Annotated in this window: 31 protein-coding genes and 1 tRNA gene; all 32 read left to right on the top strand. The window is 45.8% G+C overall.

From position 1 onward, the window contains the following. Nucleotides 1–17: 17 nt before the first annotated feature. Nucleotides 18–1,823 carry an indolepyruvate ferredoxin oxidoreductase subunit alpha gene (gene iorA, locus AB7U21_RS00915; protein WP_333786895.1) on the top strand — a complete coding sequence of 602 codons (1,806 nt, stop codon included), beginning with the start codon at nt 18–20 and terminating at the stop codon, nt 1,821–1,823. After that, nucleotides 1,820–2,410: an indolepyruvate oxidoreductase subunit beta gene (locus tag AB7U21_RS00910; RefSeq protein ID WP_333786894.1), complete on the top strand. Its 591-nt coding sequence runs from the start codon at nt 1,820–1,822 to the stop codon at nt 2,408–2,410. The genes iorA and AB7U21_RS00910 overlap by 4 nt, the downstream gene beginning before the upstream one ends. A gap of 257 nt (nt 2,411–2,667) precedes the next feature. Continuing rightward, on the top strand, nt 2,668–3,126 hold the full coding sequence (locus tag AB7U21_RS00905) for a GyrI-like domain-containing protein (RefSeq protein ID WP_428386473.1): 459 nt from the start codon (nt 2,668–2,670) through the stop codon (nt 3,124–3,126). A 623-nt stretch (nt 3,127–3,749) separates the two neighbouring features. Beyond that, nucleotides 3,750–4,763 (top strand): 50S ribosomal protein L3, encoded by a 1,014-nt coding sequence (gene rpl3p, locus AB7U21_RS00900; protein ID WP_333786892.1) that lies wholly within the window; start codon nt 3,750–3,752, stop codon nt 4,761–4,763. 5 nt (nt 4,764–4,768) lie between these two features. After that, nucleotides 4,769–5,536, top strand: coding sequence for a 50S ribosomal protein L4 (rpl4p, locus tag AB7U21_RS00895; RefSeq protein ID WP_333786891.1), 768 nt, complete (start codon nt 4,769–4,771; stop codon nt 5,534–5,536). Next, nucleotides 5,533–5,781, top strand: coding sequence for a 50S ribosomal protein L23 (locus AB7U21_RS00890; protein WP_333786890.1), 249 nt, complete (start codon nt 5,533–5,535; stop codon nt 5,779–5,781). The genes rpl4p and AB7U21_RS00890 overlap by 4 nt, the downstream gene beginning before the upstream one ends. Before the next feature lie 11 nt (nt 5,782–5,792). Beyond that, nucleotides 5,793–6,506, top strand: a complete 714-nt coding sequence (locus AB7U21_RS00885) for a 50S ribosomal protein L2 (RefSeq protein ID WP_333786889.1) — start codon at nt 5,793–5,795, stop codon at nt 6,504–6,506. Nucleotides 6,507–6,521: 15 nt separating this feature from the next. After that, nucleotides 6,522–6,935, top strand: coding sequence for a 30S ribosomal protein S19 (locus tag AB7U21_RS00880; protein WP_333786888.1), 414 nt, complete (start codon nt 6,522–6,524; stop codon nt 6,933–6,935). 11 nt (nt 6,936–6,946) lie between these two features. Next, nucleotides 6,947–7,402 (top strand): 50S ribosomal protein L22, encoded by a 456-nt coding sequence (locus tag AB7U21_RS00875; protein WP_333786887.1) that lies wholly within the window; start codon nt 6,947–6,949, stop codon nt 7,400–7,402. Continuing rightward, nucleotides 7,402–8,316: a 30S ribosomal protein S3 gene (locus AB7U21_RS00870; protein WP_333786886.1), complete on the top strand. Its 915-nt coding sequence runs from the start codon at nt 7,402–7,404 to the stop codon at nt 8,314–8,316. The genes AB7U21_RS00875 and AB7U21_RS00870 overlap by 1 nt, the downstream gene beginning before the upstream one ends. 2 nt (nt 8,317–8,318) lie before the next feature. Further along, nucleotides 8,319–8,522 (top strand): 50S ribosomal protein L29, encoded by a 204-nt coding sequence (gene rpmC / locus AB7U21_RS00865; protein ID WP_292351060.1) that lies wholly within the window; start codon nt 8,319–8,321, stop codon nt 8,520–8,522. Then, on the top strand, nt 8,523–8,834 hold the full coding sequence (gene rnp1, locus AB7U21_RS00860; protein ID WP_333786885.1) for a ribonuclease P protein component 1: 312 nt from the start codon (nt 8,523–8,525) through the stop codon (nt 8,832–8,834). A 5-nt stretch (nt 8,835–8,839) separates the two neighbouring features. Beyond that, entirely contained in the window at nt 8,840–9,169 is a 330-nt protein-coding gene (locus AB7U21_RS00855) for a 30S ribosomal protein S17 (RefSeq protein WP_292351063.1), read from the top strand. Then, on the top strand, nt 9,166–9,564 hold the full coding sequence (gene rpl14p, locus AB7U21_RS00850) for a 50S ribosomal protein L14 (RefSeq protein WP_333786884.1): 399 nt from the start codon (nt 9,166–9,168) through the stop codon (nt 9,562–9,564). The genes AB7U21_RS00855 and rpl14p overlap by 4 nt, the downstream gene beginning before the upstream one ends. 10 nt (nt 9,565–9,574) lie before the next feature. Then, complete coding sequence (gene rplX / locus AB7U21_RS00845) at nt 9,575–9,928, top strand: 50S ribosomal protein L24 (protein WP_333786883.1); 354 nt, start codon at nt 9,575–9,577, stop codon at nt 9,926–9,928. 8 nt (nt 9,929–9,936) lie between these two features. Beyond that, complete coding sequence (locus AB7U21_RS00840; protein ID WP_333786882.1) at nt 9,937–10,650, top strand: 30S ribosomal protein S4e; 714 nt, start codon at nt 9,937–9,939, stop codon at nt 10,648–10,650. Nucleotides 10,651–10,654: 4 nt separating this feature from the next. After that, a complete protein-coding gene (locus tag AB7U21_RS00835; protein ID WP_428386486.1) occupies nt 10,655–11,152 on the top strand; it encodes a 50S ribosomal protein L5 in 498 nt (165 codons plus the stop codon). Beyond that, the gene (locus tag AB7U21_RS00830) at nt 11,153–11,305 is read left to right on the top strand and encodes a 30S ribosomal protein S14 (protein ID WP_015325345.1); all 153 of its coding nucleotides are present in this window, start codon (nt 11,153–11,155) and stop codon (nt 11,303–11,305) included. It abuts the gene before it with no gap. An 11-nt stretch (nt 11,306–11,316) separates the two neighbouring features. After that, nucleotides 11,317–11,709: a 30S ribosomal protein S8 gene (locus AB7U21_RS00825; RefSeq protein WP_333786881.1), complete on the top strand. Its 393-nt coding sequence runs from the start codon at nt 11,317–11,319 to the stop codon at nt 11,707–11,709. 14 nt (nt 11,710–11,723) lie between these two features. Continuing rightward, nucleotides 11,724–12,257, top strand: a complete 534-nt coding sequence (gene rpl6p / locus AB7U21_RS00820) for a 50S ribosomal protein L6 (protein ID WP_333786880.1) — start codon at nt 11,724–11,726, stop codon at nt 12,255–12,257. 9 nt (nt 12,258–12,266) lie between these two features. Further along, a complete protein-coding gene (locus AB7U21_RS00815) occupies nt 12,267–12,710 on the top strand; it encodes a 50S ribosomal protein L32e (RefSeq protein ID WP_333786879.1) in 444 nt (147 codons plus the stop codon). Between the two features lies 1 nt (nt 12,711). After that, nucleotides 12,712–13,170 (top strand): 50S ribosomal protein L19e, encoded by a 459-nt coding sequence (locus AB7U21_RS00810; RefSeq protein ID WP_333786878.1) that lies wholly within the window; start codon nt 12,712–12,714, stop codon nt 13,168–13,170. Between the two features lie 46 nt (nt 13,171–13,216). Then, the gene (locus tag AB7U21_RS00805; protein WP_333786877.1) at nt 13,217–13,738 is read left to right on the top strand and encodes a 50S ribosomal protein L18; all 522 of its coding nucleotides are present in this window, start codon (nt 13,217–13,219) and stop codon (nt 13,736–13,738) included. Nucleotides 13,739–13,746: 8 nt separating this feature from the next. After that, nucleotides 13,747–14,385, top strand: a complete 639-nt coding sequence (locus tag AB7U21_RS00800) for a 30S ribosomal protein S5 (protein ID WP_333786876.1) — start codon at nt 13,747–13,749, stop codon at nt 14,383–14,385. A gap of 1 nt (nt 14,386) precedes the next feature. Further along, nucleotides 14,387–14,848: a 50S ribosomal protein L30 gene (locus tag AB7U21_RS00795; protein WP_333786875.1), complete on the top strand. Its 462-nt coding sequence runs from the start codon at nt 14,387–14,389 to the stop codon at nt 14,846–14,848. A gap of 4 nt (nt 14,849–14,852) precedes the next feature. Further along, nucleotides 14,853–15,281 (top strand): uL15m family ribosomal protein, encoded by a 429-nt coding sequence (locus tag AB7U21_RS00790; protein WP_292351078.1) that lies wholly within the window; start codon nt 14,853–14,855, stop codon nt 15,279–15,281. Nucleotides 15,282–15,432: 151 nt separating this feature from the next. Continuing rightward, nucleotides 15,433–16,914 carry a preprotein translocase subunit SecY gene (gene secY / locus AB7U21_RS00785; protein WP_333786874.1) on the top strand — a complete coding sequence of 494 codons (1,482 nt, stop codon included), beginning with the start codon at nt 15,433–15,435 and terminating at the stop codon, nt 16,912–16,914. A gap of 15 nt (nt 16,915–16,929) precedes the next feature. Continuing rightward, complete coding sequence (locus AB7U21_RS00780; RefSeq protein ID WP_428386464.1) at nt 16,930–17,580, top strand: adenylate kinase; 651 nt, start codon at nt 16,930–16,932, stop codon at nt 17,578–17,580. A gap of 15 nt (nt 17,581–17,595) precedes the next feature. Further along, nucleotides 17,596–18,216: a DUF106 domain-containing protein gene (locus AB7U21_RS00775; protein WP_333786872.1), complete on the top strand. Its 621-nt coding sequence runs from the start codon at nt 17,596–17,598 to the stop codon at nt 18,214–18,216. Next, nucleotides 18,216–18,770, top strand: a complete 555-nt coding sequence (cmk, locus tag AB7U21_RS00770; RefSeq protein WP_333786871.1) for a (d)CMP kinase — start codon at nt 18,216–18,218, stop codon at nt 18,768–18,770. Before AB7U21_RS00775 ends, cmk begins: the two co-directional genes overlap by 1 nt. After that, nucleotides 18,757–19,776, top strand: a complete 1,020-nt coding sequence (locus AB7U21_RS00765; protein ID WP_428386461.1) for an RNA-guided pseudouridylation complex pseudouridine synthase subunit Cbf5 — start codon at nt 18,757–18,759, stop codon at nt 19,774–19,776. The genes cmk and AB7U21_RS00765 overlap by 14 nt, the downstream gene beginning before the upstream one ends. Next, nucleotides 19,762–19,845, top strand: a tRNA-Ser gene (locus AB7U21_RS00760). The genes AB7U21_RS00765 and AB7U21_RS00760 overlap by 15 nt, the downstream gene beginning before the upstream one ends. Nucleotides 19,846–19,914 lie beyond the last annotated feature (69 nt).

Genomic DNA, 19,914 nt, shown 5'->3' with positions numbered 1-19,914 from the left:
GATAGCAGGAGATTGACATGAGAACACGTGAATTCATGCTTGGTAATGTCGCCATAGCGCGGGGCATCATCGAAGGAGGCGGCCAGGTGATAGCTGGTTATCCGGGTACTCCTTCCTCGGAGATCATAGATACCCTTGCAGCAATGGAAAAAAGGGATTTCTATGTGGAATGGTCGGTGAACGAGAAAGTGGCTTTTGAAGTTGCTGCAGGGGCTGCTATTGCCGGTGCCAGATCTGTTGTCACCATGAAGCATGTAGGGCTCAATGTAGCCTCCGATCCACTTATGACCCTTTCTTATATGGGTGTTAAAGGTGCAATGATAATAATATCCGCAGATGACCCATCATGTCATTCTTCTCAGAACGAACAGGATACACGTAAATATGCCCAGTTCGCACTGATGCCCTGTTTTGATCCTTCAACTCCTCAGGAGGCAAAGGATATGATACCGGATGCTTTCAGGCTGTCCAATAAGTTTCAGACAGCTGCGATTTTCAGGCCTACTACCCGTATCTCTCATGGCAAGTCTGATGTGGAGCTTGGAGAGATCTCTGAAGACAAGCCACAGATAAAGTTCGAGAAGATCCCTGAAAGATGGATCATGATGCCCAAGAATGCAAGACCAAGACATCCTTATGTGTTGCAGGTGTACGAGGAAATCAGGAAAGAGCTTGAGACTTCTCCATGGAACCAGCTTGAACTCAGAGCAGGATCTAAAATGGGTATTGTCGCTTCAGGTATAGCTTCTGTCTATGCCAGGGAAGCTATGAAAAGAATGGGCCTGGATGCATCTTTTCTGAAAATATGCGCATATCCGGCTCCCGAGGGCAAGATCACTGGTATGTTGCAGAATGCAGACACAGTGCTTGTGATAGAGGAACTTGAGCCGGTGTTAGAAGATGAAGTACGTATCATGGCACAGAAGAATGGTATCGGAACAAAGATACTGGGAAAATCAGAGGGGCTTGTTCCCAGGCATGGGGAGCTTAATGTTGATATCTGTATGGAAGCAATTTCAAAGGCATTCGGGCTGCCTGTAGTTTCTCCAAAGGCTCCTGATATGGACCTTGAACTTCCTTCACGTCCTCCTGTATTGTGTCCCGGTTGCTCTCACAGGGCTGCTTTCTATGTTATGAAAAAGGTTTTCGGAAAGGACGGAATTTATCCGAGCGATATTGGCTGTTACACTCTTGGGGTACAGTCAGGTGCTGTAGACACGACATTATGTATGGGCGCAAGTATAACCGTATCTTCAGGCATATATCATGCAGGAGAGAAACATCCCATATGCTGTTCCATCGGTGATTCCACCTTCTTCCACACAGGAATGAACGGCCTGCTCAATGCAGTATATAATAAGGCTGACATAACAGTTACTATTATGGACAATAGGGTCACTGCCATGACCGGCCATCAGCCAAATCCCGGAATGGGCAGGACAGCTGTAGGTGAATCCACAGTAGCTGTATCCATATCGGATATATGTCGTGCTCTAGGAGTGGAATTCGTGGAAGAGGTCGATCCCTATGATCTGGCATCCACTGAGGATGTGTTCAGACGTGCCAGGGATTATAAAGGTACCTCTGTTGTCATAACGAGGCAGCCATGTGTGATAGATCTGAGACGGTCAGGTGCCAGAAAACCAGCATTCTCAGTGGATCAGGAAAAATGTACAGGCTGTAAGGCCTGCGTTAGGTTTGGCTGCCCTGCCACAGAATTTGATAATGAGCTTAAGCGTGCGAGGATCAGCAATATGTGTACGGGATGCGGTGTATGTGCCCAGATCTGCAAGTTTGGAGCGATCATGGAGGTGAAGAGATGAGTTCTGCAGGAATTTCCCTTTTCGATCTGGTAATAGCAGGCGTTGGGGGGCAAGGTACTATTCTTGCTTCGGATATAATTGGTAAGGCTGCCGTAAAGGAAGGACTGCCAGTGATGGCCGCCGAGACCCACGGCATGGCCCAGAGGGGTGGTTCAGTGGTAAACCATCTGAGGATCGGCTGTGAGTTCGGTTCTCTCATTCCATTGAAAAGCGCTGATGCTTTACTGGCTCTGGAACCCAGTGAGGCTTTAAGATATATTGAGTACTTGTCGGATGATGGAGTAGTTCTTTTCAATACTGAGCCGGTATTGCCTGTCACTGTAACTTCGGGTCTTTCGTCCTATCCTGATGTGGCAAAGATCATTGATTACCTCGAGCAGAGATTTACGGTAAAGGCTTTCAATGCTGTGCAGCTTGCCAAAGAAGCTGGTCATGTGCAATCTATGAACACTGTGATGATAGGGGCAGTTTCCAAGTATTTGCCGCTTTCTGAAGATGTATTGCTAGATTGTGTCAAAGCATCAGTGCCAAAGAGGACAATGGACATTAATATAAAAGCATTTGAGTTTGGTCGGCTTCAGGCCTGACCATTCTGGTCCACTCGCTTCCAACTGGGTATTTATCCATTTATTTACTTTTCTTTCATTCAGTAAAGCTTGCCTTGGGTCTTATTTTCTTTTGGGTCCACAGCATATTGCAGAAAGATCACAGGAATATCTGAAGACGTACTTAAATGAGAGAACGCTATCATAAGCCACAATAGACTCAAATGGATATTTCCGGGGAACTAATATTTTATACCAGATCTTGTGAAATTACTCTTATTTAAAAAAGGAGCTAAAAGATGAATAATAGCATAGAGGTCAAAAAAGAACTAGCACAGCCTGTTCTGTCCATCAGGACAAGGGCGAAGGTTCAGAATCTTCCCCTCGTGATAGGTGAAAGCTACGGAAAGATCATGCAATATATGGACAAGATTGGCCAGCAGCTTACAGGAGTACCTTTTGTAGCCTATTATAATATGGACATGGAAGACCTTGATATAGAGATTGGCTTTCCGGTTGCTGAGCCTTTGGAAGGCAGTGCAGAGATCCGAAGTTCAGAGATACCTGCAGGCACCTATGTATCAATGATGTACAAGGGTGCTTATTCAGGTATGGAAAAGCCTTATGCCTACATGGCAGAATGGATAGAGAAGAATGGCTATAAAGCAAGTGGTATTGCATACGAATACTACTATAACTCTCCTCAGGAAGTGCCGGAGAGTGAGCTTTTAACGCGTATAGTGATATTAGTGGAGTGATAGGGTATCTTTATCCTTTAAGTTGCAATCTAATAAGATCTTATAGCTCCTCAGCGATCGATTGTGATAGACCAAGTGAATGGTTATATAGCCGGACATATATCTGTACCATCTAGTTAGTACCAGATCAACTAAGAAGTCCGAGACCCTTTTATGGAAGCCGGATTAGGAAACATTTTTCTAATTCATCTTTCAGATACTTCTCTCATGCAAAGGTTTTATATATGTATTTATCTATCTAAGCGCAACGATAGAGATGGGTATGTAAGGTTTGCCTTGCATATCGCAATGAAATCATTAACTACGTGTGAAAAAGTCGGATTTAACATGTGATGTTCGGGGCCTCTTCAAGAATGCCCTCCTGCTTGCGGAAACGTCTGCAGGGACATAAGGTGTTTAAATCGTTCTGGAGATGACCACTGTAGGGATGTCTGCTATGATCCTACCGGTATAGGGCAGTATACTGCTTTTTACGGTTGTACAGCAGCGGCAGTATAGCCGTCGATAACACGATGAATCTGTGTTTTCTGATCCCAGTGGCACTTGGACTTTTTGCATGACCCATGCTATCAGCAAGAAAGTTGAACGGCCAAATCTAAATAATATAGATCGGGAGAATTACAATGGCAAAAGGACACAGACCAAGGCGAGGATCACTCGCGTTCAGTCCGCGCAAAAGAGCACAAAGCCCCATACCACGTTACAGGTCATGGCCGGTATCAGAAACTGGAATAAAACTTCAGGATTTCGCTGGTTACAAGGTCGGTATGACCCATGTGGTAATCATCGATGATACCAAGAACAGCCTTACAGAGGGTCTTGAGATCACAGTGCCTGTAACTGTGATCGAAACACCGGCTATACGGGTAGCTGCTATAAGGGCATATGCTAAAGATAATAATGCTGAGCGGGCAGTCGCAGAGGCATGGAGCCTGGAACTTGATGAGAGTCTTGCAAAGACTATTAATGTCCCCGTAAAGCATGACACTAATGCATCTCTGGGGAAGATCGAACAACTGATCAACGATGGTATAGTTTCTGATATAAGAGTAGTGACCTATACCACACCAAAAAGCATTTCAGGTGTTCCCAAGAAGAATGCTGACATAATGGAGACCGGCATAAGCGGCGCGAATGCTAAGGATAAGTATGAATATGCAAAGTCTATCCTCGGCAAAGAAGTGCGCATAAGCGATGTTTTCAAGGGCGGCAGCTTAGTGGATGTGGCTGCTATCACTATAGGCAAAGGTACCCAGGGCCCTGTTAAAAGATGGGGTATCATGCTTCAGAAAGGTAAGCATTCCCGTCAGGGAAGCCTGAGGCAGATAGGTACCCTTGGTCCTTTCAGGCCGGCACATGTGAGCTGGAGGGTACCTCAGATGGGTCAGACCGGTTTCCACCAGAGGACTGAATGTAATAAGCGTATCTTCAAGATAGGTACAAACCCCGAGGATATAAACCCTGTCGGAGGTTTCATGAACTTTGGTCTTGTGAGGAACGATTATGTGCTTATCAAAGGTAGTGTTCCAGGTCCATCCAAGAGACTTATCAGACTGCGTGAACCTACCAGGGCGAGAGTATCCGCTATGGGTGAACCTCAGATAGTTCACATCAGCACACAGAGCAAGCAGGGGTGAATTAGATGGCTAAAACTAATGTTATTGGGATTTCTGGTAATCCAAAAGGTGAGATCTCCCTGCCTGAGATATTCAATGAATCATACAGGCCGGATCTTATAAAGAGGGCAGTGCTTGCAGCTCAGGCCAAGAGGTATCAGCCCTATGGTCCTCGCTTATATGCAGGTATGGAGACCTCGGCAGTATCCTGGGGATCAGGACGCGGTGTGGCACAGATCCCAAGGATCGTAACTGGTAGCCGTGCAGCCAGAGTTCCTCAAGCAGTTGGGGGAAGGGCAGCACATCCACCAAAGCCAGAAGCTGACAGGACTGAAAAAGTAAACAAGAAAGAAAGAAGGCTTGCTATCCGCTCAGCAGTTTCAGCTACCGCTAATGCAGAGCTCGTGAGGGCTCGCGGACACAAGTTCGAGCAGAGCGTACAGTTACCTCTTGTGGCCGAGAATGCAGTGCAGGATCTGACCAAAACTAAGGAAGTTGTGCAGTTCCTTAAAGCGGCTGGTGTCTTCGAAGATGTCCTGCGCGCAAAGGAAGGCAGGAACATCAGAGCTGGTCGTGGAAAGCTTAGAGGAAGAAGGTATAAGAACAGAAAAAGTCTGCTGATCGTTGCTGATGAGGACAGTGCATTGTTCAATTCCGCAAGGAACCTGGCGGGTGTGGATGTTGTTTCAGTTAGCTCCATAAGCACCGAATTGCTGGCCCCGGGAACTCATGCAGGCAGACTGACCATATGGACGGAATCTGCTATAGCAGCTCTGGAGGGTATGTTCGTATGACAGCTATAAATTATCCATTCATCACAGAAAAAGCCATGATGTTACTGGAAAACAATAAGCTCCAGTTCATTGTCAACAGTAAGGCAACCAAAGGGCAGATAAAATCAGATGTCATGAAGATGTATGGCTTTAATGTTGTATCAGTGTGTACAATGAGCACCATGAATGGCCAGAAGAAGGCCATCGTGACATTCAGTGAAACTGATGCTGCGCATGAGATAGCCACAAGGATAGGACTAATGTGAGGTGAGTAATAATGGGTAAACGAATAATTTCACAGAACAGAGGTCGCGGTACACCTACCTACAGAGCTCCCTCTCACAGGTACAAGGCTTCTCTGAAGCACCCCAAAGTGAACGGTAATGAAATGTTAACTGGTACTGTAGTAGGCCTTGAGCATGATCCCGCACGTTCCGCTCCATTGGCAAAAGTTTCTTTTGCTAACGGTGAGGAGCGAATGATCGTAGCTCCCGAGGGAATGGCTGTCGGTACCATCATATCATGTGGTGCTGAAGCTGAAGTAAGACCCGGTAATGTCCTACCACTTAGCAATATTCCCGAAGGTGTTCCCGTATGCAATATTGAGTCAAAGCCAAATGACGGCGGTCAATTCGCACGTTCATCTGGAGTTTATGCAACAGTGGTTTCTCATGATAAGGGAAAAACAGTTGTTCAGATGCCATCAGGTGAAATGAAGTGGCTTAACTCTAAATGCCGTGCCACTGTTGGTATCGTTGCAGGCGGTGGGAGGCTGGACAGACCCTTCCTCAAAGCAGGTAAGAAATATCACAAGATGAAGACAAGAGCTGCGAAGTATCCTCGTGTGAGGGGAGTTGCCATGAACGTAATTGACCACCCCTTCGGTGGAGGTAACAGGCAGCATCCCGGTAGGCCAACAACTGTTGGTAGAAATGCTCCTCCCGGACGTAAGGTTGGACAGATAGCGGCACGCAGGACCGGAAGGCGTTAAACCGGAGGTAATCCCATGGCAAAAAAAATAGGATCTAAATTACCAAAAAGAAAAGGTGAGTTCACATATCGTGGCAAAACCGTTGAGCAACTTCAGGCAATGAGCCCGGAGGAATTCACAGAACTTCTTACAGCAAAAGAACGTCGCTCCATCAGGAGAGGCTTCAATGAGCATCAGAAGAATGTAATGCAGCAGATTAAGGATGGTGCAGACAACGTGCGTACCCATTACAGGAACGTCATAATACTTCCTGATATGGTAGGCAAGACCGTTGCAGTATATAATGGCAAGAGCTTCCTGGACTTTGAGATACAGCCTGAGATGATCGGACACCGGTTTGGTGAATTTGCATTAAGCCGTTCAAAAGTTTCTCATGGAAGTGCTGGTGTAGGAGCAACCCGTTCTAGCAGATTCGTGCCGCTGAAGTAAGGTGATGACGTATGGCAAGGATTGATTATACTTTAGAAATGGATCCAAAGACCAGCTCTAAGGCAATGGGTTCCGAGCTTCATATCTCTCCCAAGAAATCAAGGGAACTCGGAAGGGCTCTTAAAGGCATGCGTACCCAGAACGCCAAGAGATATCTCGAAGGTGTTGTTGCCAAGAAACAGGCAGTTCCCTTCAAGAAGCATTGCGAAGGAGCAGGCCATAAGAAAGGACCAATGGCAGGCGGAAGATATCCGGTAGATGCTGCTAAAGCATTCCTCAAGCTTTTGGAGAATGCAGGTAGCAATGCCGAATATAAAGGATTGGACCCGGAGCGCATGTATATAGCCCATGTGGCCACAAAGTGCGGCCGTGTTATTCCTGGTATGATCGCAAGGGCACGTGGAAGAGGTAGTCCGTATAACACGGATACTGTTAACATCGAGATTATACTGAACGAGGTGCACTAATGGCAATAGAGAAGAAGTTCGTGCGTGAAGGTTACGTCAAAGCCTCACTGGACGAATACTTTGCTAAACAGCTCAACAGGGCTGGATACGGTGGCATGGAGGTTAACAGAACTCCAATGGGAACCCAGATCACGGTTTATGCCGAGAAACCTGGAATGGTCATTGGTAAGGCTGGTAAGGTTATCCGTAAACTTACAAGGGATATTGACAGGATGTATGATATGGATAATCCGCAGATCGATGCCCAGGAGGTCAGGAAACCAGAGCTCAATGCACAAATGATGGCAACACGTCTGGCATCATCCATCGAAAGAGGCTGGTATTTCAGAAAGGCTGGTCATAATGCCATGCGGGCGATCATGAACGCAGGTGCACTTGGCTGTGAGATCGTGATCTCAGGTAAGCTCACAGGAGCAAGGTCAAGGACCGAGAAGATCGTTGAAGGCTATATTAAGCATGCAGGTAAACCAGTAGACGATATAGTCGATGAGGGCTTTGCTGTAGCGATCAAGAAACTTGGTACCCTTGGCTGTAAGGTAAGGATAATCCCACCAGGTGCTGTTCTTCCAGACTCCTTTAAGCTTAAGGCCGTTGTTGAAAAGGCAGTGTCAGAAGTTGACAAGCCTATGGAACCAAAGGCAAGTATCAAGAAGCTTGTAAGTGAAGAAGCTGCAGGTGAGGTTGCTGAGATTGAAGAGGTTCTTGAAGAGGAACCAGTAAAGGCAGAAACATCTGATAAGGAAACAGTTGAAAGGGAAGTATCTGATGAAGAGTCTTCCTGTGCGACTGGTAATACAGAATCTGGTGAGCTTCTGGAAAATGAAGAGCGCAGGGAAGCCGACGGTGTCTGGCAGCATAAACATGCAGGACATGACTACTGGCATCCGATAGCCCGTATTCACAGGGAGGGCTGATCATGGCTATACTGCGTATGAATGAAATAAGGGACATGAGCCCTAATGAACGGATGGACGAGCTTGAAAAGTTAAGGAATGAGCTCATACGTGAGCGCGCCCTTACTTCTGCAGGTGGTGCTCCTGATAATCCTGGCAGAATTGGATTGCTTAGAAGGACCATTGCGCGTGTTAAGACTGTCCAGAAAGAGTCAAAGGAGATCTAAGTGGAAATATCCGCTTATAACCTGATATTTCACGAACTTATCGGACTGTTCACAGAAGTGATCAACTCAAACAATCCCTCTTTAGAGGAAATTCGCGGCAAAGTGGTAGGTGAAACAAGAAATATGCTGATCGTGGAAACATATGACAAATATGAAAAGATGGTTCCAAAATCAGGATCGACATTCTTGTTCCATATACCTCTTCTCAGAGGGAATACACGTGTTACTGAGCAAGTGAAAGTGAACGGAAATTTATTGCTCTCACAACCCGAGAATAGAATTAAAAATATCAGGAAAATTCGCATGAGGTAATAATCATGACAAGAGATATCGGATTGGATGTACCCGCTCCTAAAGAGGAGTGTACTGACGTCAATTGTCCATTCCACGGAAAGCTGCCAGTCAGGGGACAGGTACTGGTGGGCACCGTTGTCAGCAACAAGATGGACAGGACCGTGGTCATCCAGAGAAGACATGAAGTACTTATAAGCAAGTATCAGAGGTATGAGAAAAGACAATCTAAGATCCATGCCCACAATCCTCCATGTATTGATGCTCAAGTGGGAGACATTGTGACTGTTGCAGAATGTCGCCCTCTTAGTAAGACAAAGTCATATGTGGTCATCAAAACGGGGGTAGAGGCATGAAAGGGATTCGTTCTACCATACCCCGGTCATTGGTCAGTGGTTCACGTATAGATTGCGTAGACAACTCAGGTGCAAGAGTTGTGGAGATCATATCTGTAAAGCGTTACAGAGGTACCAAGAATAGGCAACCATGTGCAGGTATAGGTGACATGTGCGTGGTATCTGTGAAGAAAGGTACTCCAGAGATGCGTAAGCAGATCATGTATGCTGTAATAGTCCGTCAGAAGAAGGAAATTCGCCGTCCAGATGGATTGAGAGTTTCCTTTGAGGACAATGCAGTTGTGATCACTGATGAGGACGGTCTGCCCAAGGGAACCGATCTGAAAGGACCAATTGCAAGAGAAGTCGCTGAAAGGTATCCTAAGATCGGTACAACGGCTTCTATAATAGTGTGAGGTGTATGCAATGGTTACTAATCAGCCAAGAAAACAGCGAAAAATGCGGTATACTGCTCCACTGCACTTGAGGCAGAAATTCATGGGTGCTCCTCTTTCAAAAGAGCTCCGTGAAAAATATGGGCGCAGGACAGCAAAGGTCATTGTCGGCGACACCGTAAAGGTGATGCGCGGGGACCATGCAGGCACCACAGGTAAAGTAGAAGCGGTATCACTTAAACATGGGACTATAGTTATAGAGGGAGTAGCAGTGTCCAAAGCAGACGGTACAGAAGTGCCAAGACCTGTCTATCCTTCTAACGTAACGATCACATCCCTTGAAATGAAAGATGACCGCAGATCAGAAGTATTGAGCAGGAAGTAGGTGGTTTTGTGGGAAGACATCAAAAAAGGATATCTGTACCAAAGAGCTGGCAGACATCCAAGAAATCCAATAAATGGATAACGTCAACAAGGCCAGGTCCTCACAACAAGCAACTGAGCATTCCTCTTGGAGTGGCGCTCAGGGATATGTTGCATGTGGTGGACACAAGAGTAGAGGCAAAAAGAGTGCTTTCTGAGGGCACCATTCTTGTTGATGGGATTATCAGGAAGGATCTAAGGTTCCCTATAGGGTTACTAGATGTAGTTTCTATTCCTAAGATGGAACAATCATATCGTGTGCTCCTCGATAGAAAGGGAAGATTAGAATTACATAAACTTGCAGGTACAGAGGCAAGCAAATTATGCAAGATCAGCGGGAAGACCATTATCAAGGGCGGCAAAGTGCAGCTTAATCTAAATGACGGTTCTAACCTGATCGGTTCAAATGACTTCAAAGCTAAAGACTCAGTTATCCTTTCAGTACCTGACAAGAAGATAATCAAGCATATCAAGTATGAAGTTGGCAATCTTGCATTGATCATTGGCGGTAAGCATACTGGTAAAATAGGTACCATTAAGGGTATCAACACGGTGCGTAGTTCCAACTCCAATACTGTCCAGATTGCTGCTGAAGATGAGGAATTCTACACCATAGAAGATTATGTTGTGGTGGTCGGTACGGATAAGCCGGAAATAAAACTTGGTGGTGAGGTCATTGAGTAATCCAATGCGCGCTCCCAGGGTCGAGAAGGTTGTTGTTCACATGGCTGTAGGTGAAAGCGGTGAACACCTTGTGAATGCTGAAGGGATCATGAAAGAAATTACCGGCCAGACAGTGGTTCGTACATATGCCAAGAAGACCCTTCCCGCATTTGGTATCAAAAAGAATGAACCTATAGGTTGCAAGGTCACCCTTCGCGGCGGCAATGCCGAGGAATTCCTGAAGACAGCTCTTTCAATAGTCGAGAAAAGGCTATCATCTTCCCAATTTGATAAAAATGGGAATGTAGCATTCGGAATTGAAGAACACACGGATTTCCCGGGAATGAGGTATGATCCGAACATCGGTGTTTTTGGTATGGACATAAATGTAGTGGTCAATCGTCCTGGATACAGGATAAGTAAAAGAAGGTTATCTGAAAGAAAGGTTCCTTCATCGCACAGGATCACAAAGGACGATACGATCTCCTTTTTCAAGGAGAGATATTTCGTGGAGGTAGCATAAATGGTCCAGACTACTAAGCAATTTGGCCGCGGAGCACACGAATGCAAAAGATGCGGAAGAAAGCAGGGCCTTGTAAGGAAATATGATATTTACCTGTGTCGCCACTGTTTCCGTGAGATAGCCCATGATATGGGATTTGAGAAATATACTTGAGGTGAAAAATAATGGTGTTATTAGATCCTCTTGCTGATGCACTCTCTACTATAAAGAATGCAGAGGCAATCGGTAAACAGTCATGCACGCTTAAACCGGCATCAAAGCTCATAGGTACGGTCCTTAAAGTGATGCAGGACAGTGGATACCTCGGTGAGTTCGAATTCATCGAGGACGGAAAAGCAGGACTTTATGAGGTTAAGCTCATTGGTAAAATAAATAAATGCGGAGCAATAAAGCCACGTTATTCAGTAGGTTCAGTTGATTTCGAGAAATGGGAAAAGCAATTCTTGCCAGCCAAGAATTTTGGAACATTGATCCTCACTACGTCTCATGGTGTCATGTCTCAATATGATGCACGTGAGAAAAATATCGGTGGACAGCTTCTCGCATATGTGTACTGATATGGAGTGGTTCAATGGCTAAAGAGATGAAGAACGTGATCAGTATTCCGGAAGGAGTTACTGTTACTTTCCAGGATGACATCCTTTCCGTATCAGGACCCAAAGGAAAGAATGAGAGGTACCTCTGGTATCCGGGAATCATAATTGAAGTTGCAGGCTCTGAGATCATGGTGGATTCAACTTCTACAAAGAAGTCCCACAAGGCTATGATCGGCACATTCTCTTCACATATTAACAATATGATGAAAGGTGTGACCCAAGGGTTTGAATACCGCATGAAGGTTGTCTACTCCCACTTCCCTATTCAGTTGAAGGTCGAGGGTAAGAAACTGGTTATTGGTAACTTCTTGGGTGAAAAGAAAGCAAGATCTGCAAATATCCTCGGTGAGACCAAGGTCAAGGCAGGAGCCGACCAGGTCACTATCACTGGCATAAACAAAGAGGATGTGGGGCAGACAGCAGCCAACATAGAGCAAGCCACGAAGATCAAGAGATTCGATCCCCGTGTATTCCAGGATGGTATCTATATCGTGGAGAAGATATTGTAGGTGATTTGAATGGAAGATAATATTGCTAAGTCCTCTTCCGGAACTATGAACTGTGGTGTATCCATGGACGCTGAAGGTAAACGCCTTTTCAACGTTCGAAAGGTTCAGAAGGCAAAGAAGCCCCAGTTCAAGAGGACTGATTGTCACAAGTACAAGAGGCTGGACTCCAACTGGAGGATCCCAAGAGGCCAGCAAAGCAAAAAACGCAAAGGTTTTGTTGCAAAGGGTGCTCATGCTCAGGTAGGCTATGGCAGTCCGGTTCTGGTTAAGGGTTTACACCCTTCCGGTTATTCCGAAGTCATTGTTTCAACACTGAACGATGTTTCATCCCTCGATGCTAATACGATGGCTATTAGGATCGCTGCAAAGGTCGGTGCAAGAAAGAAAGCCATGATACAGGAAAAAGCAGTATCCATGGGAATAAAGATCCTCAATCCTTCCAGGAGTGAATGAGATGACGGATCTTTCTAACCAGAAGAGGATGGCTGCAGAGATCCTGGATTGTGGTATACACAGAGTATGGATGGATCCTGAGGCTGCTAGCGATATCGCAGTCGCTATTACACGAGCGGATCTCCGTGAACTCATAAAGAAAGGAAGCATTGCAGCCGCTAAACCAAAAGGGGTCAGCAGAGGTCGTGCAAGAGTTCGGGATGCTAAGCGCAAGTATGGCCACCGCAAGGGGCAGGGCTCAAGAAAAGGTACAAAGGGAGCAAGGAACCCCAGAAAAGATCAGTGGATTAAAAGGATCCGTGCCATCAGGGCAAGGCTAAAGGAACTTCGTGCAGATGGTTCATTGGAGAAATCCACATATTGCAAGATCTATCGTAAGGCAAAAGGTGGAGAATACCGTAGTGTTGCACACATGGAATCACACCTTGAATCACAGAAGCTCCTTAAACGTGAGGGATGAAGATGAGCAAGAGAAGCTTTGATATTTTATCCAGGAGGGTATGATCATGGCAACAGGTCCCAGATATAAAGTCGCTTTCAGGCGACGAAGGGAAGGACGCACCAATTATCACCAGCGTCTTAAGTTACTCCTATCAAAAGAAGACCGTGTAGTGGTCCGTAAGAGTTCAAAACATATTCAGGTTCAGCTAGTAGCTCCCACACCTGAAGGCGATGTCACTCTTTCATCAGCCATATCTACAGAGCTTAAGAAATATGGTTATGACGCTTCCACTGGCAACACGCCGGCAGCTTATCTTACCGGCCTCTTGTTTGGTTACAGGACCCTAAGCAAGGGATACGATTATGGGATACTTGATATTGGATTACAGGCATCATCTCCTGGTTCCCGTGTCTATGCAACTTTAAAGGGCATAGTCGACTCAGGATTAGAGGTGCCCCATGATCCATCCGTATTCCCTTCTGATGAGAGGATCAGAGGCGAACATATTGCAGAATATATGGAAGGATCAAACCTGCCAGGACTGTTCGATGCGGTCAAGGAAAAGATCTCTTCTGATTTCAATTAGGTGATCATATGGCATATCAGTTCGAAGAAGAGGAATGGATTCCACAGACAAGGCTTGGTAAGCTAGTTCAGGAGGGTCAGATCACTTCCATGGACGAGGCGATCGATTCGGGACTGCCTTTGAGGGAATCCAGAATTGTGGATATACTGCTCCCCAACCTTGAAGATGAGGTTCTGGACATTAACATGGTCCAAAGAATGACCGACTCAGGACGCCGTGTAAAGTTCAGAGCTACGGTCATCGTGGGGAACGGCGATGGCTTTGTGGGTCTTGGTCAGGCTAAAGATAATCAGGTAGGTCCGGCCATCAGAAAAGCTATTGAGAATGCGAAGATCAATCTGGTACGCGTGAAGCGCGGATGCGGTTCATGGGAATGTGCTTGTGGTCTTAACCACACCGTACCGTCTGAAGTAAAGGGTAAGGCGGGAAGTGTTATTGTAGTGCTTATGCCTGCACCCAGAGGTCTTGGACTTGCTGCCGGCGGAACAGCAAAGAAAGTGCTGGAAAAGGCAGGTATCAAGGACGTTTGGACACGGACAGAAGGTACTACCAGAACTACGCTGAATTTCGCAAAGGCAACATTCAATGCTCTGCAGGCAACAGGTACTGTCAAGCATCCGATCCATGTCCGCAAGGAGGAGGCTTGAGATGTTCGTACTTGTAAGGATGCGTGGTAATGTAGATGTAAGGGGTTCTATTCAGGATACCCTTCACATGCTTCGCCTGAACAGGGTGAATCACTGTGTAGTGATAAATGATACTCCTCACAATAGGGGTATGATCCAGATGGTCAAGGACTATGTTGCCTACGGTACAATAGATGCATCTACTCTTGCAGAGGTGCTCACCAACCGTGGTAAGCTTGAAGGCGGAGAGAGGCTCACAAACGAGTATCTTTCTCAAAATACGGATTATTCCACAATCGCTGAACTTGCTGATGCGGTATGTGCCGGAAAAGCTTCACTTAAGGACGTACCGGGGTTGAAACCAGTATTCAGGCTTCATCCGCCGCGTAAAGGACACGCAGGGATCAAAAAGCCGGTAGAGCTTGGAGGAGTGCTGGGGAATCACGGAGAAGATATAAAGTCACTTCTGAACCAGATGAGGTAATATCATGAGCAAGGGAAACACAAAGAAGTTCAGAGGTTCTCGCACCTGTGGTGGCGGTACTCACAAAAACAGACGTGGCGCAGGTAATCGCGGCGGCAGAGGAAGAGCAGGGATCTGTAAACATCATGCTATCAGAGCTATTCTTCTGGGGTATGATCAGGGTAAACATGGTTTCACCCGTCCGCCAAAGACCCTTAAACCGGTATCTGTCGTAAATGTGGGTGAGCTTGATGAGCTTGCAGATGAGTTAGTACTTGATGGTCTGGCCCAGCTTGAGGACGGGCAATACCGTATCGATCTGACATGTCTTGACATAGATAAGGTACTTGGTACCGGTAGGGTTACGAAGAAGCTTGCTGTCACAGCCTATGAGTTCTCTGGCGTGGCAAGAGAAAAAATAGAGGCTGCAGGCGGCTCATGCCTGGGGCCTTAAAGGTAATGCCGACAGGCATTACTTATTCCATTTTTGTAATATAAACTACTATAGGGTGCAACTTTATTAATGTAAACGTATATTTAGGTTTATTAATTGTATATAAGCACAAATTCTGTGTTTGCATTTCTCCAGCTTAAAGGGTGGAATGATGAGTTTCAAGGAGAGTTTAGACCCCATATTTAAAAAATTACCTGCAGTTGCCAGTCCTGAAGGCCACGTACATTTCAAGAAAAAACTTATGTGGACGTTGGGTGTACTTGTGCTATACTTTGCACTTGCTAATGTGCCTTTATTTGGATTATCTGCAGATTCGATAGATTTGTTCGAACAATATCGTGCCTTCTTTGCAGGGGCATCCAATTCATTGATCCTGCTTGGTATAGGTCCCATCGTCACAGCATCAATTGTGCTCCAGTTGCTTGTTGGTGCAAACGTGATAAACCTGGACCTTTCCAATCCTTCTGACCAGGCTTTTTTCCAGGGTGCACAGAAATTCATGGTATTTGTGATGATCGTACTGGAAGCTTTGCCTCAGATCATGGGTGGATATATCCAGCCAGATCTTGATCTTGCTACTTCCTTGGGTGTCAGTGGAACCATCATTACTATACTTATCTTTGTTCAGATATGCATTGGCGGCGTGCTTATACTGTTCATGGACGAAGTGGTCTCAAAATGGGGTATTGGTTCTGGCGTCGGTCTTTTCATTGTAGCAGGTGTTTCCCAGCAGATAGTTACTGGTCTGTTTAACTGGCAATCCGATTCTTCTGGCCTCCCTATAGGTTTCCTTCCAAAATGGATATATATAATTCAGAATGAGGAGTTGGTCACCCTCTTTACAACAGGGCAGGGGCTTCTGTATGTGCTTGTAACTGGAGGCATACTGGCCCTTGTGAGTACTATTCTCATATTCTTACTGGTGGTCTTTGTTGAAAGTACGCGTATCGAGATCCCCTTGGCTCATAGTGCTGTAAGGGGTGCCAGGGGCAAGTTCCCTGTGAAACTGATCTATGCATCAGTTCTTCCAATGATCCTTGTGCGTGCTCTTCAGGCTAACATTCAGCTTATAGGCCTTTTATTGAGTGGAAGAGGGATCACGATCTTTGGGGAGTATGTAGGCTCACAACCGATAAATGGCATCATGTATTACCTTGCACCTATTAACAGTCCATATGACTGGATCCCATCCTTGGTCAGGGAATCTTTTTCCAGCATGGGGGCTCCTGTACCAGCCGTATGGCAGATCGGACTGCATGTCTTTTTAGATGCTGTGATGCTCATTGGAGGTGGGATCATCTTTGCTCTGTTCTGGATAGAAACAACAGGTATGGGTGCAAAGCAGACCGCTCAAAAGGTATTCAATTCCGGTATGCAGATCCCAGGTTTCAGGCGTAATGTAGGCAGCATTGAAAAGGTTATGGTCCGTTATATTCCAAAAGTCACTGTCATAGGTGGTGCATTCATTGGTTTGCTCACACTTGTCGCAAGTCTTCTTGGCACGCTGGGAGGAGCAGGCGGAACAGGTCTTCTTCTTGCTGTAAGCATTGTATATCGTCTGTATGAGGACATAGCATCGGAACAGATGATGGAAATGCATCCGATGATCAGATCATTCTTCGGACAGGACTAAAAAGGGGAAATTTCGATGAATATAGTATTATTTGGTCCGCCTGGTGCCGGTAAAGGCACCCAGGCCAAGGAACTGGCTAAGCATTACAATATACCTCATATTTCCACAGGAGACATTTTACGTGCCAATGTGAGGGAAGGTACGAAGCTTGGAATGAAGGCAAAGGAATATATGGACAAAGGAGAGCTTGTACCAGATGAGGTATTGATCGGGATCATCAGGGATCGCCTTCAGCAGCCCGATTGTAAGGATGGGTACATGCTTGATGGCTATCCTCGCACTATTCCACAGGCAGAAGCCCTGCAGGATATTCTCAAGAAGATTGGTAAGCCCCTTGAAGTGGTTCTGAATATAGATGTTCCCGATGACGAGCTCATAGGCAGGTTGAGTGGGCGCAGGATGTGCTCTTGTGGTGAAAGTTACCATTTGATATTCAATCTTCCTTTAAAGGAAGGCACATGTGACTCTTGTGGCGGGAAACTATATCAGCGCGATGATGATAAGGAAGAGGTAGTTCGTCAGAGGCTCGAGGTATATGCAGCTAAGACAAAACCCCTTATCGATTATTATAGCGACAGGGGTATTCTTGTGAACATCGATGGTACTGGTTCCGTTGAAGATGTTTTCAGGCAAATATGTGATGTACTTGATCCATATAGGAAATAAAGTGGGGATTTGATCGTGGTAACCACTGATTTCAAGAAAAAAGTCGATCATATGCTGTTGGCCTTGGGTTTATCCCTTATGATCGGAATAATGGTATTAGGCCAGGATTTCAGGGATTCTCTGGGTACAGCAGTGGGCTTTTTTATGGACCCGCTCATTAGTTTGGTGGGAGAGTCAAACTTCCATCTTATTCTGTTCATAATGGCTGCAATTACAGCTCTTTATGCCTCCCTTATTCAGAAGTATACCATTGACTGGGAACTGATGCGTAATACTCAGGAAGGGATGCGCGTTTTTCAGAAAGAGTACCGGGAAGCTCAGATTGCAAATAACACTGCTGTAATGAAAAAGCTTGAGGAGCAGAGAACAAAAATGATGTCTGATCAGATGGAGATGTCCAAACAGCAATTCAAGCCCATGGCATACATCAGTATCATTTCGCTACCATTGTTCATGTGGGCGTATCATTTTATTTCAGGGCATGCAGGTGCCTCTCTGAACTTTCCTTTCTGGGGGTATCAGGTGCTTACCGACACTGTCTGGGGTCCAATTCAATACTGGATATTCTGGTATTTCATTACATCTCTTGCAGTGAGTCAGCTGATCAGGAAAGCATTGGATGTTGGTGGAGTATAATGCTTATTACCATTAGTGGTCTTCCGGGCAGCGGTACCACTACGGTTTCCAATTTGCTGGCCAGACACTATGAAATGGAAATGATCTCTGCAGGTGAGGTATTCCGCACCCTTGCAAAAGAGAGAGGTGTGACACTTGCTGAGTTTGGTGAATTGGCAGAAAAGGACGAATCTATAGACATCCAGATAGACAAGCGTCAGCAGGAGATCGCAGCGGTTAGGGATAATATTATACTGGAAGGCAGACTTGCCGGGCATATGGCTTCCCATGCATTAAAAGTGTGGCTAAAAGCGCCTATAGATATTCGCGTGCAGAGGATCGTTGGCCGTGAAAAGACCTCTTTCACACAAGCTCTTGAGGAAACTCTTGAAAGAGAAGCCTCAGAAGCTTTGAGATATCGCGAGATCCATGGTATTGATATAAATGATCTGTCAATTTACGATCTTGTAATAGACTCGAACAGATGGGACCAATTCCAGATAATTCATATACTTTCTACATGCATCGATGCTCTTATCAATAAAGGGGGAGAGCGGACAGTTGAAAGATCCTGATTCTTCTAATATTTTAGTTGGCAAGCACATTGAACTTATCCATAAGACAAAAGCATTGACTGATGTTCGTTATGGCTGTTCTCCCTATATGCGCTCCATAGAACAGCATTTGCTTATGGGTGTAATTAATCTCAACAAGCCAAATGGTCCTACCAGTCATGAGGTTACTGCGTGGGTGAAAGCCATTTTAGGACTTCAAAGGGCAGGTCATTCCGGTTCTCTGGACCCGGGTGTAACTGGTTTGCTTCCCATAATGCTGGGTAAGGCCACAAAGACCGTTTCTGCACTTCGTCTTTCAGGAAAGGAATATGTATGTCTCATGCGGCTGCACGATGTACTTCCGGAGAAGACCATAAAGAAGGTCTGTGCTGAGTTCACGGGTCCGATCTATCAGATGCCTCCTGTGATATCGGCAGTAAAACGTTCCATACGTGTCAGGAACATCTATTATCTTGATGTGCTTGAGATCGATGGTCCCATGGTGCTCATGAAAGTTGGGTGTGAAGCAGGTACATATATACGAAAGCTTTGCCACGATATTGGTCTGGCGCTAGGCTGCGGGGCTCACATGCAACAGCTCATAAGGACAAGGACAGGGCCTTTTAATGAAGATACTGTCATAACTTTGCAGGAATTGAAGGATGCTTTTGTTTTCTGGAAGGATGAAGGGCTTGAAAGCGAGCTGCGAAGGGTAGTAAGGCCTATGGAGGAAGGTCTGTCGCATCTTCCCAAGATCGTAGTTCGTGACAGCGCTGTGGATGCACTCTGCCACGGAGCTTCTCTTGCTGTGCCCGGGATAGTAAGTCTTGATCCCGGCATAAAGCATGAACAGCAGGTGTGCCTCTTTACTCTGAAAGGTGAAGGGGTAGCAATAGCCACTGCAAAGATGGACAGTGCCGGTATCATGGATGCAAGCAATGGAATGGCTGCATGCACCGAAAGAGTAATAATGGATGTGGATGTTTACCCTAAATGCTGGCACAGGCGAAATGCCGAGGTAGTCTAGTGGTAGGGCGCAAGCCTGGAAAGCTTGTGGGGCTTCAGCCCCTCGGGAGTTCGAATCTCCCCCTCGGCGCTTAAATTTCTATTTTTGTTGCCATTGGTTATTATCTATATGAAAGTGTTTCCTTCAATTTTTAACAAT

The organism is Methanomethylovorans sp., from assembly GCF_050177135.1.
In the GTDB taxonomy this organism is placed as follows: Archaea; Halobacteriota; Methanosarcinia; order Methanosarcinales; family Methanosarcinaceae; genus Methanomethylovorans.
Note: the sequence above shows the minus strand (reverse complement) of the source record. Positions and strands in the feature narration are given on the sequence as shown.

Bases quoted from the DNA above. Each gene is read 5' to 3' on its own strand.
- iorA (WP_333786895.1), top strand. From the start codon at position 18: ATGAGAACACGTGAATTCATGCTTGGTAATGTCGCCATAGCGCGGGGC.
- AB7U21_RS00910 (WP_333786894.1), top strand. From the start codon at position 1,820: ATGAGTTCTGCAGGAATTTCCCTTTTCGATCTGGTAATAGCAGGCGTT.
- AB7U21_RS00905 (WP_428386473.1), top strand. From the start codon at position 2,668: ATGAATAATAGCATAGAGGTCAAAAAAGAACTAGCACAGCCTGTTCTG.
- rpl3p (WP_333786892.1), top strand. From the start codon at position 3,750: ATGGCAAAAGGACACAGACCAAGGCGAGGATCACTCGCGTTCAGTCCG.
- rpl4p (WP_333786891.1), top strand. From the start codon at position 4,769: ATGGCTAAAACTAATGTTATTGGGATTTCTGGTAATCCAAAAGGTGAG.
- AB7U21_RS00890 (WP_333786890.1), top strand. From the start codon at position 5,533: ATGACAGCTATAAATTATCCATTCATCACAGAAAAAGCCATGATGTTA.
- AB7U21_RS00885 (WP_333786889.1), top strand. From the start codon at position 5,793: ATGGGTAAACGAATAATTTCACAGAACAGAGGTCGCGGTACACCTACC.
- AB7U21_RS00880 (WP_333786888.1), top strand. From the start codon at position 6,522: ATGGCAAAAAAAATAGGATCTAAATTACCAAAAAGAAAAGGTGAGTTC.
- AB7U21_RS00875 (WP_333786887.1), top strand. From the start codon at position 6,947: ATGGCAAGGATTGATTATACTTTAGAAATGGATCCAAAGACCAGCTCT.
- AB7U21_RS00870 (WP_333786886.1), top strand. From the start codon at position 7,402: ATGGCAATAGAGAAGAAGTTCGTGCGTGAAGGTTACGTCAAAGCCTCA.
- rpmC (WP_292351060.1), top strand. From the start codon at position 8,319: ATGGCTATACTGCGTATGAATGAAATAAGGGACATGAGCCCTAATGAA.
- AB7U21_RS00855 (WP_292351063.1), top strand. From the start codon at position 8,840: ATGACAAGAGATATCGGATTGGATGTACCCGCTCCTAAAGAGGAGTGT.
- rpl14p (WP_333786884.1), top strand. From the start codon at position 9,166: ATGAAAGGGATTCGTTCTACCATACCCCGGTCATTGGTCAGTGGTTCA.
- rplX (WP_333786883.1), top strand. From the start codon at position 9,575: ATGGTTACTAATCAGCCAAGAAAACAGCGAAAAATGCGGTATACTGCT.
- AB7U21_RS00835 (WP_428386486.1), top strand. From the start codon at position 10,655: ATGCGCGCTCCCAGGGTCGAGAAGGTTGTTGTTCACATGGCTGTAGGT.
- AB7U21_RS00830 (WP_015325345.1), top strand. From the start codon at position 11,153: ATGGTCCAGACTACTAAGCAATTTGGCCGCGGAGCACACGAATGCAAA.
- AB7U21_RS00825 (WP_333786881.1), top strand. From the start codon at position 11,317: ATGGTGTTATTAGATCCTCTTGCTGATGCACTCTCTACTATAAAGAAT.
- rpl6p (WP_333786880.1), top strand. From the start codon at position 11,724: ATGGCTAAAGAGATGAAGAACGTGATCAGTATTCCGGAAGGAGTTACT.
- AB7U21_RS00815 (WP_333786879.1), top strand. From the start codon at position 12,267: ATGGAAGATAATATTGCTAAGTCCTCTTCCGGAACTATGAACTGTGGT.
- AB7U21_RS00810 (WP_333786878.1), top strand. From the start codon at position 12,712: ATGACGGATCTTTCTAACCAGAAGAGGATGGCTGCAGAGATCCTGGAT.
- AB7U21_RS00805 (WP_333786877.1), top strand. From the start codon at position 13,217: ATGGCAACAGGTCCCAGATATAAAGTCGCTTTCAGGCGACGAAGGGAA.
- AB7U21_RS00800 (WP_333786876.1), top strand. From the start codon at position 13,747: ATGGCATATCAGTTCGAAGAAGAGGAATGGATTCCACAGACAAGGCTT.
- AB7U21_RS00795 (WP_333786875.1), top strand. From the start codon at position 14,387: ATGTTCGTACTTGTAAGGATGCGTGGTAATGTAGATGTAAGGGGTTCT.
- AB7U21_RS00790 (WP_292351078.1), top strand. From the start codon at position 14,853: ATGAGCAAGGGAAACACAAAGAAGTTCAGAGGTTCTCGCACCTGTGGT.
- secY (WP_333786874.1), top strand. From the start codon at position 15,433: ATGAGTTTCAAGGAGAGTTTAGACCCCATATTTAAAAAATTACCTGCA.
- AB7U21_RS00780 (WP_428386464.1), top strand. From the start codon at position 16,930: ATGAATATAGTATTATTTGGTCCGCCTGGTGCCGGTAAAGGCACCCAG.
- cmk (WP_333786871.1), top strand. From the start codon at position 18,216: ATGCTTATTACCATTAGTGGTCTTCCGGGCAGCGGTACCACTACGGTT.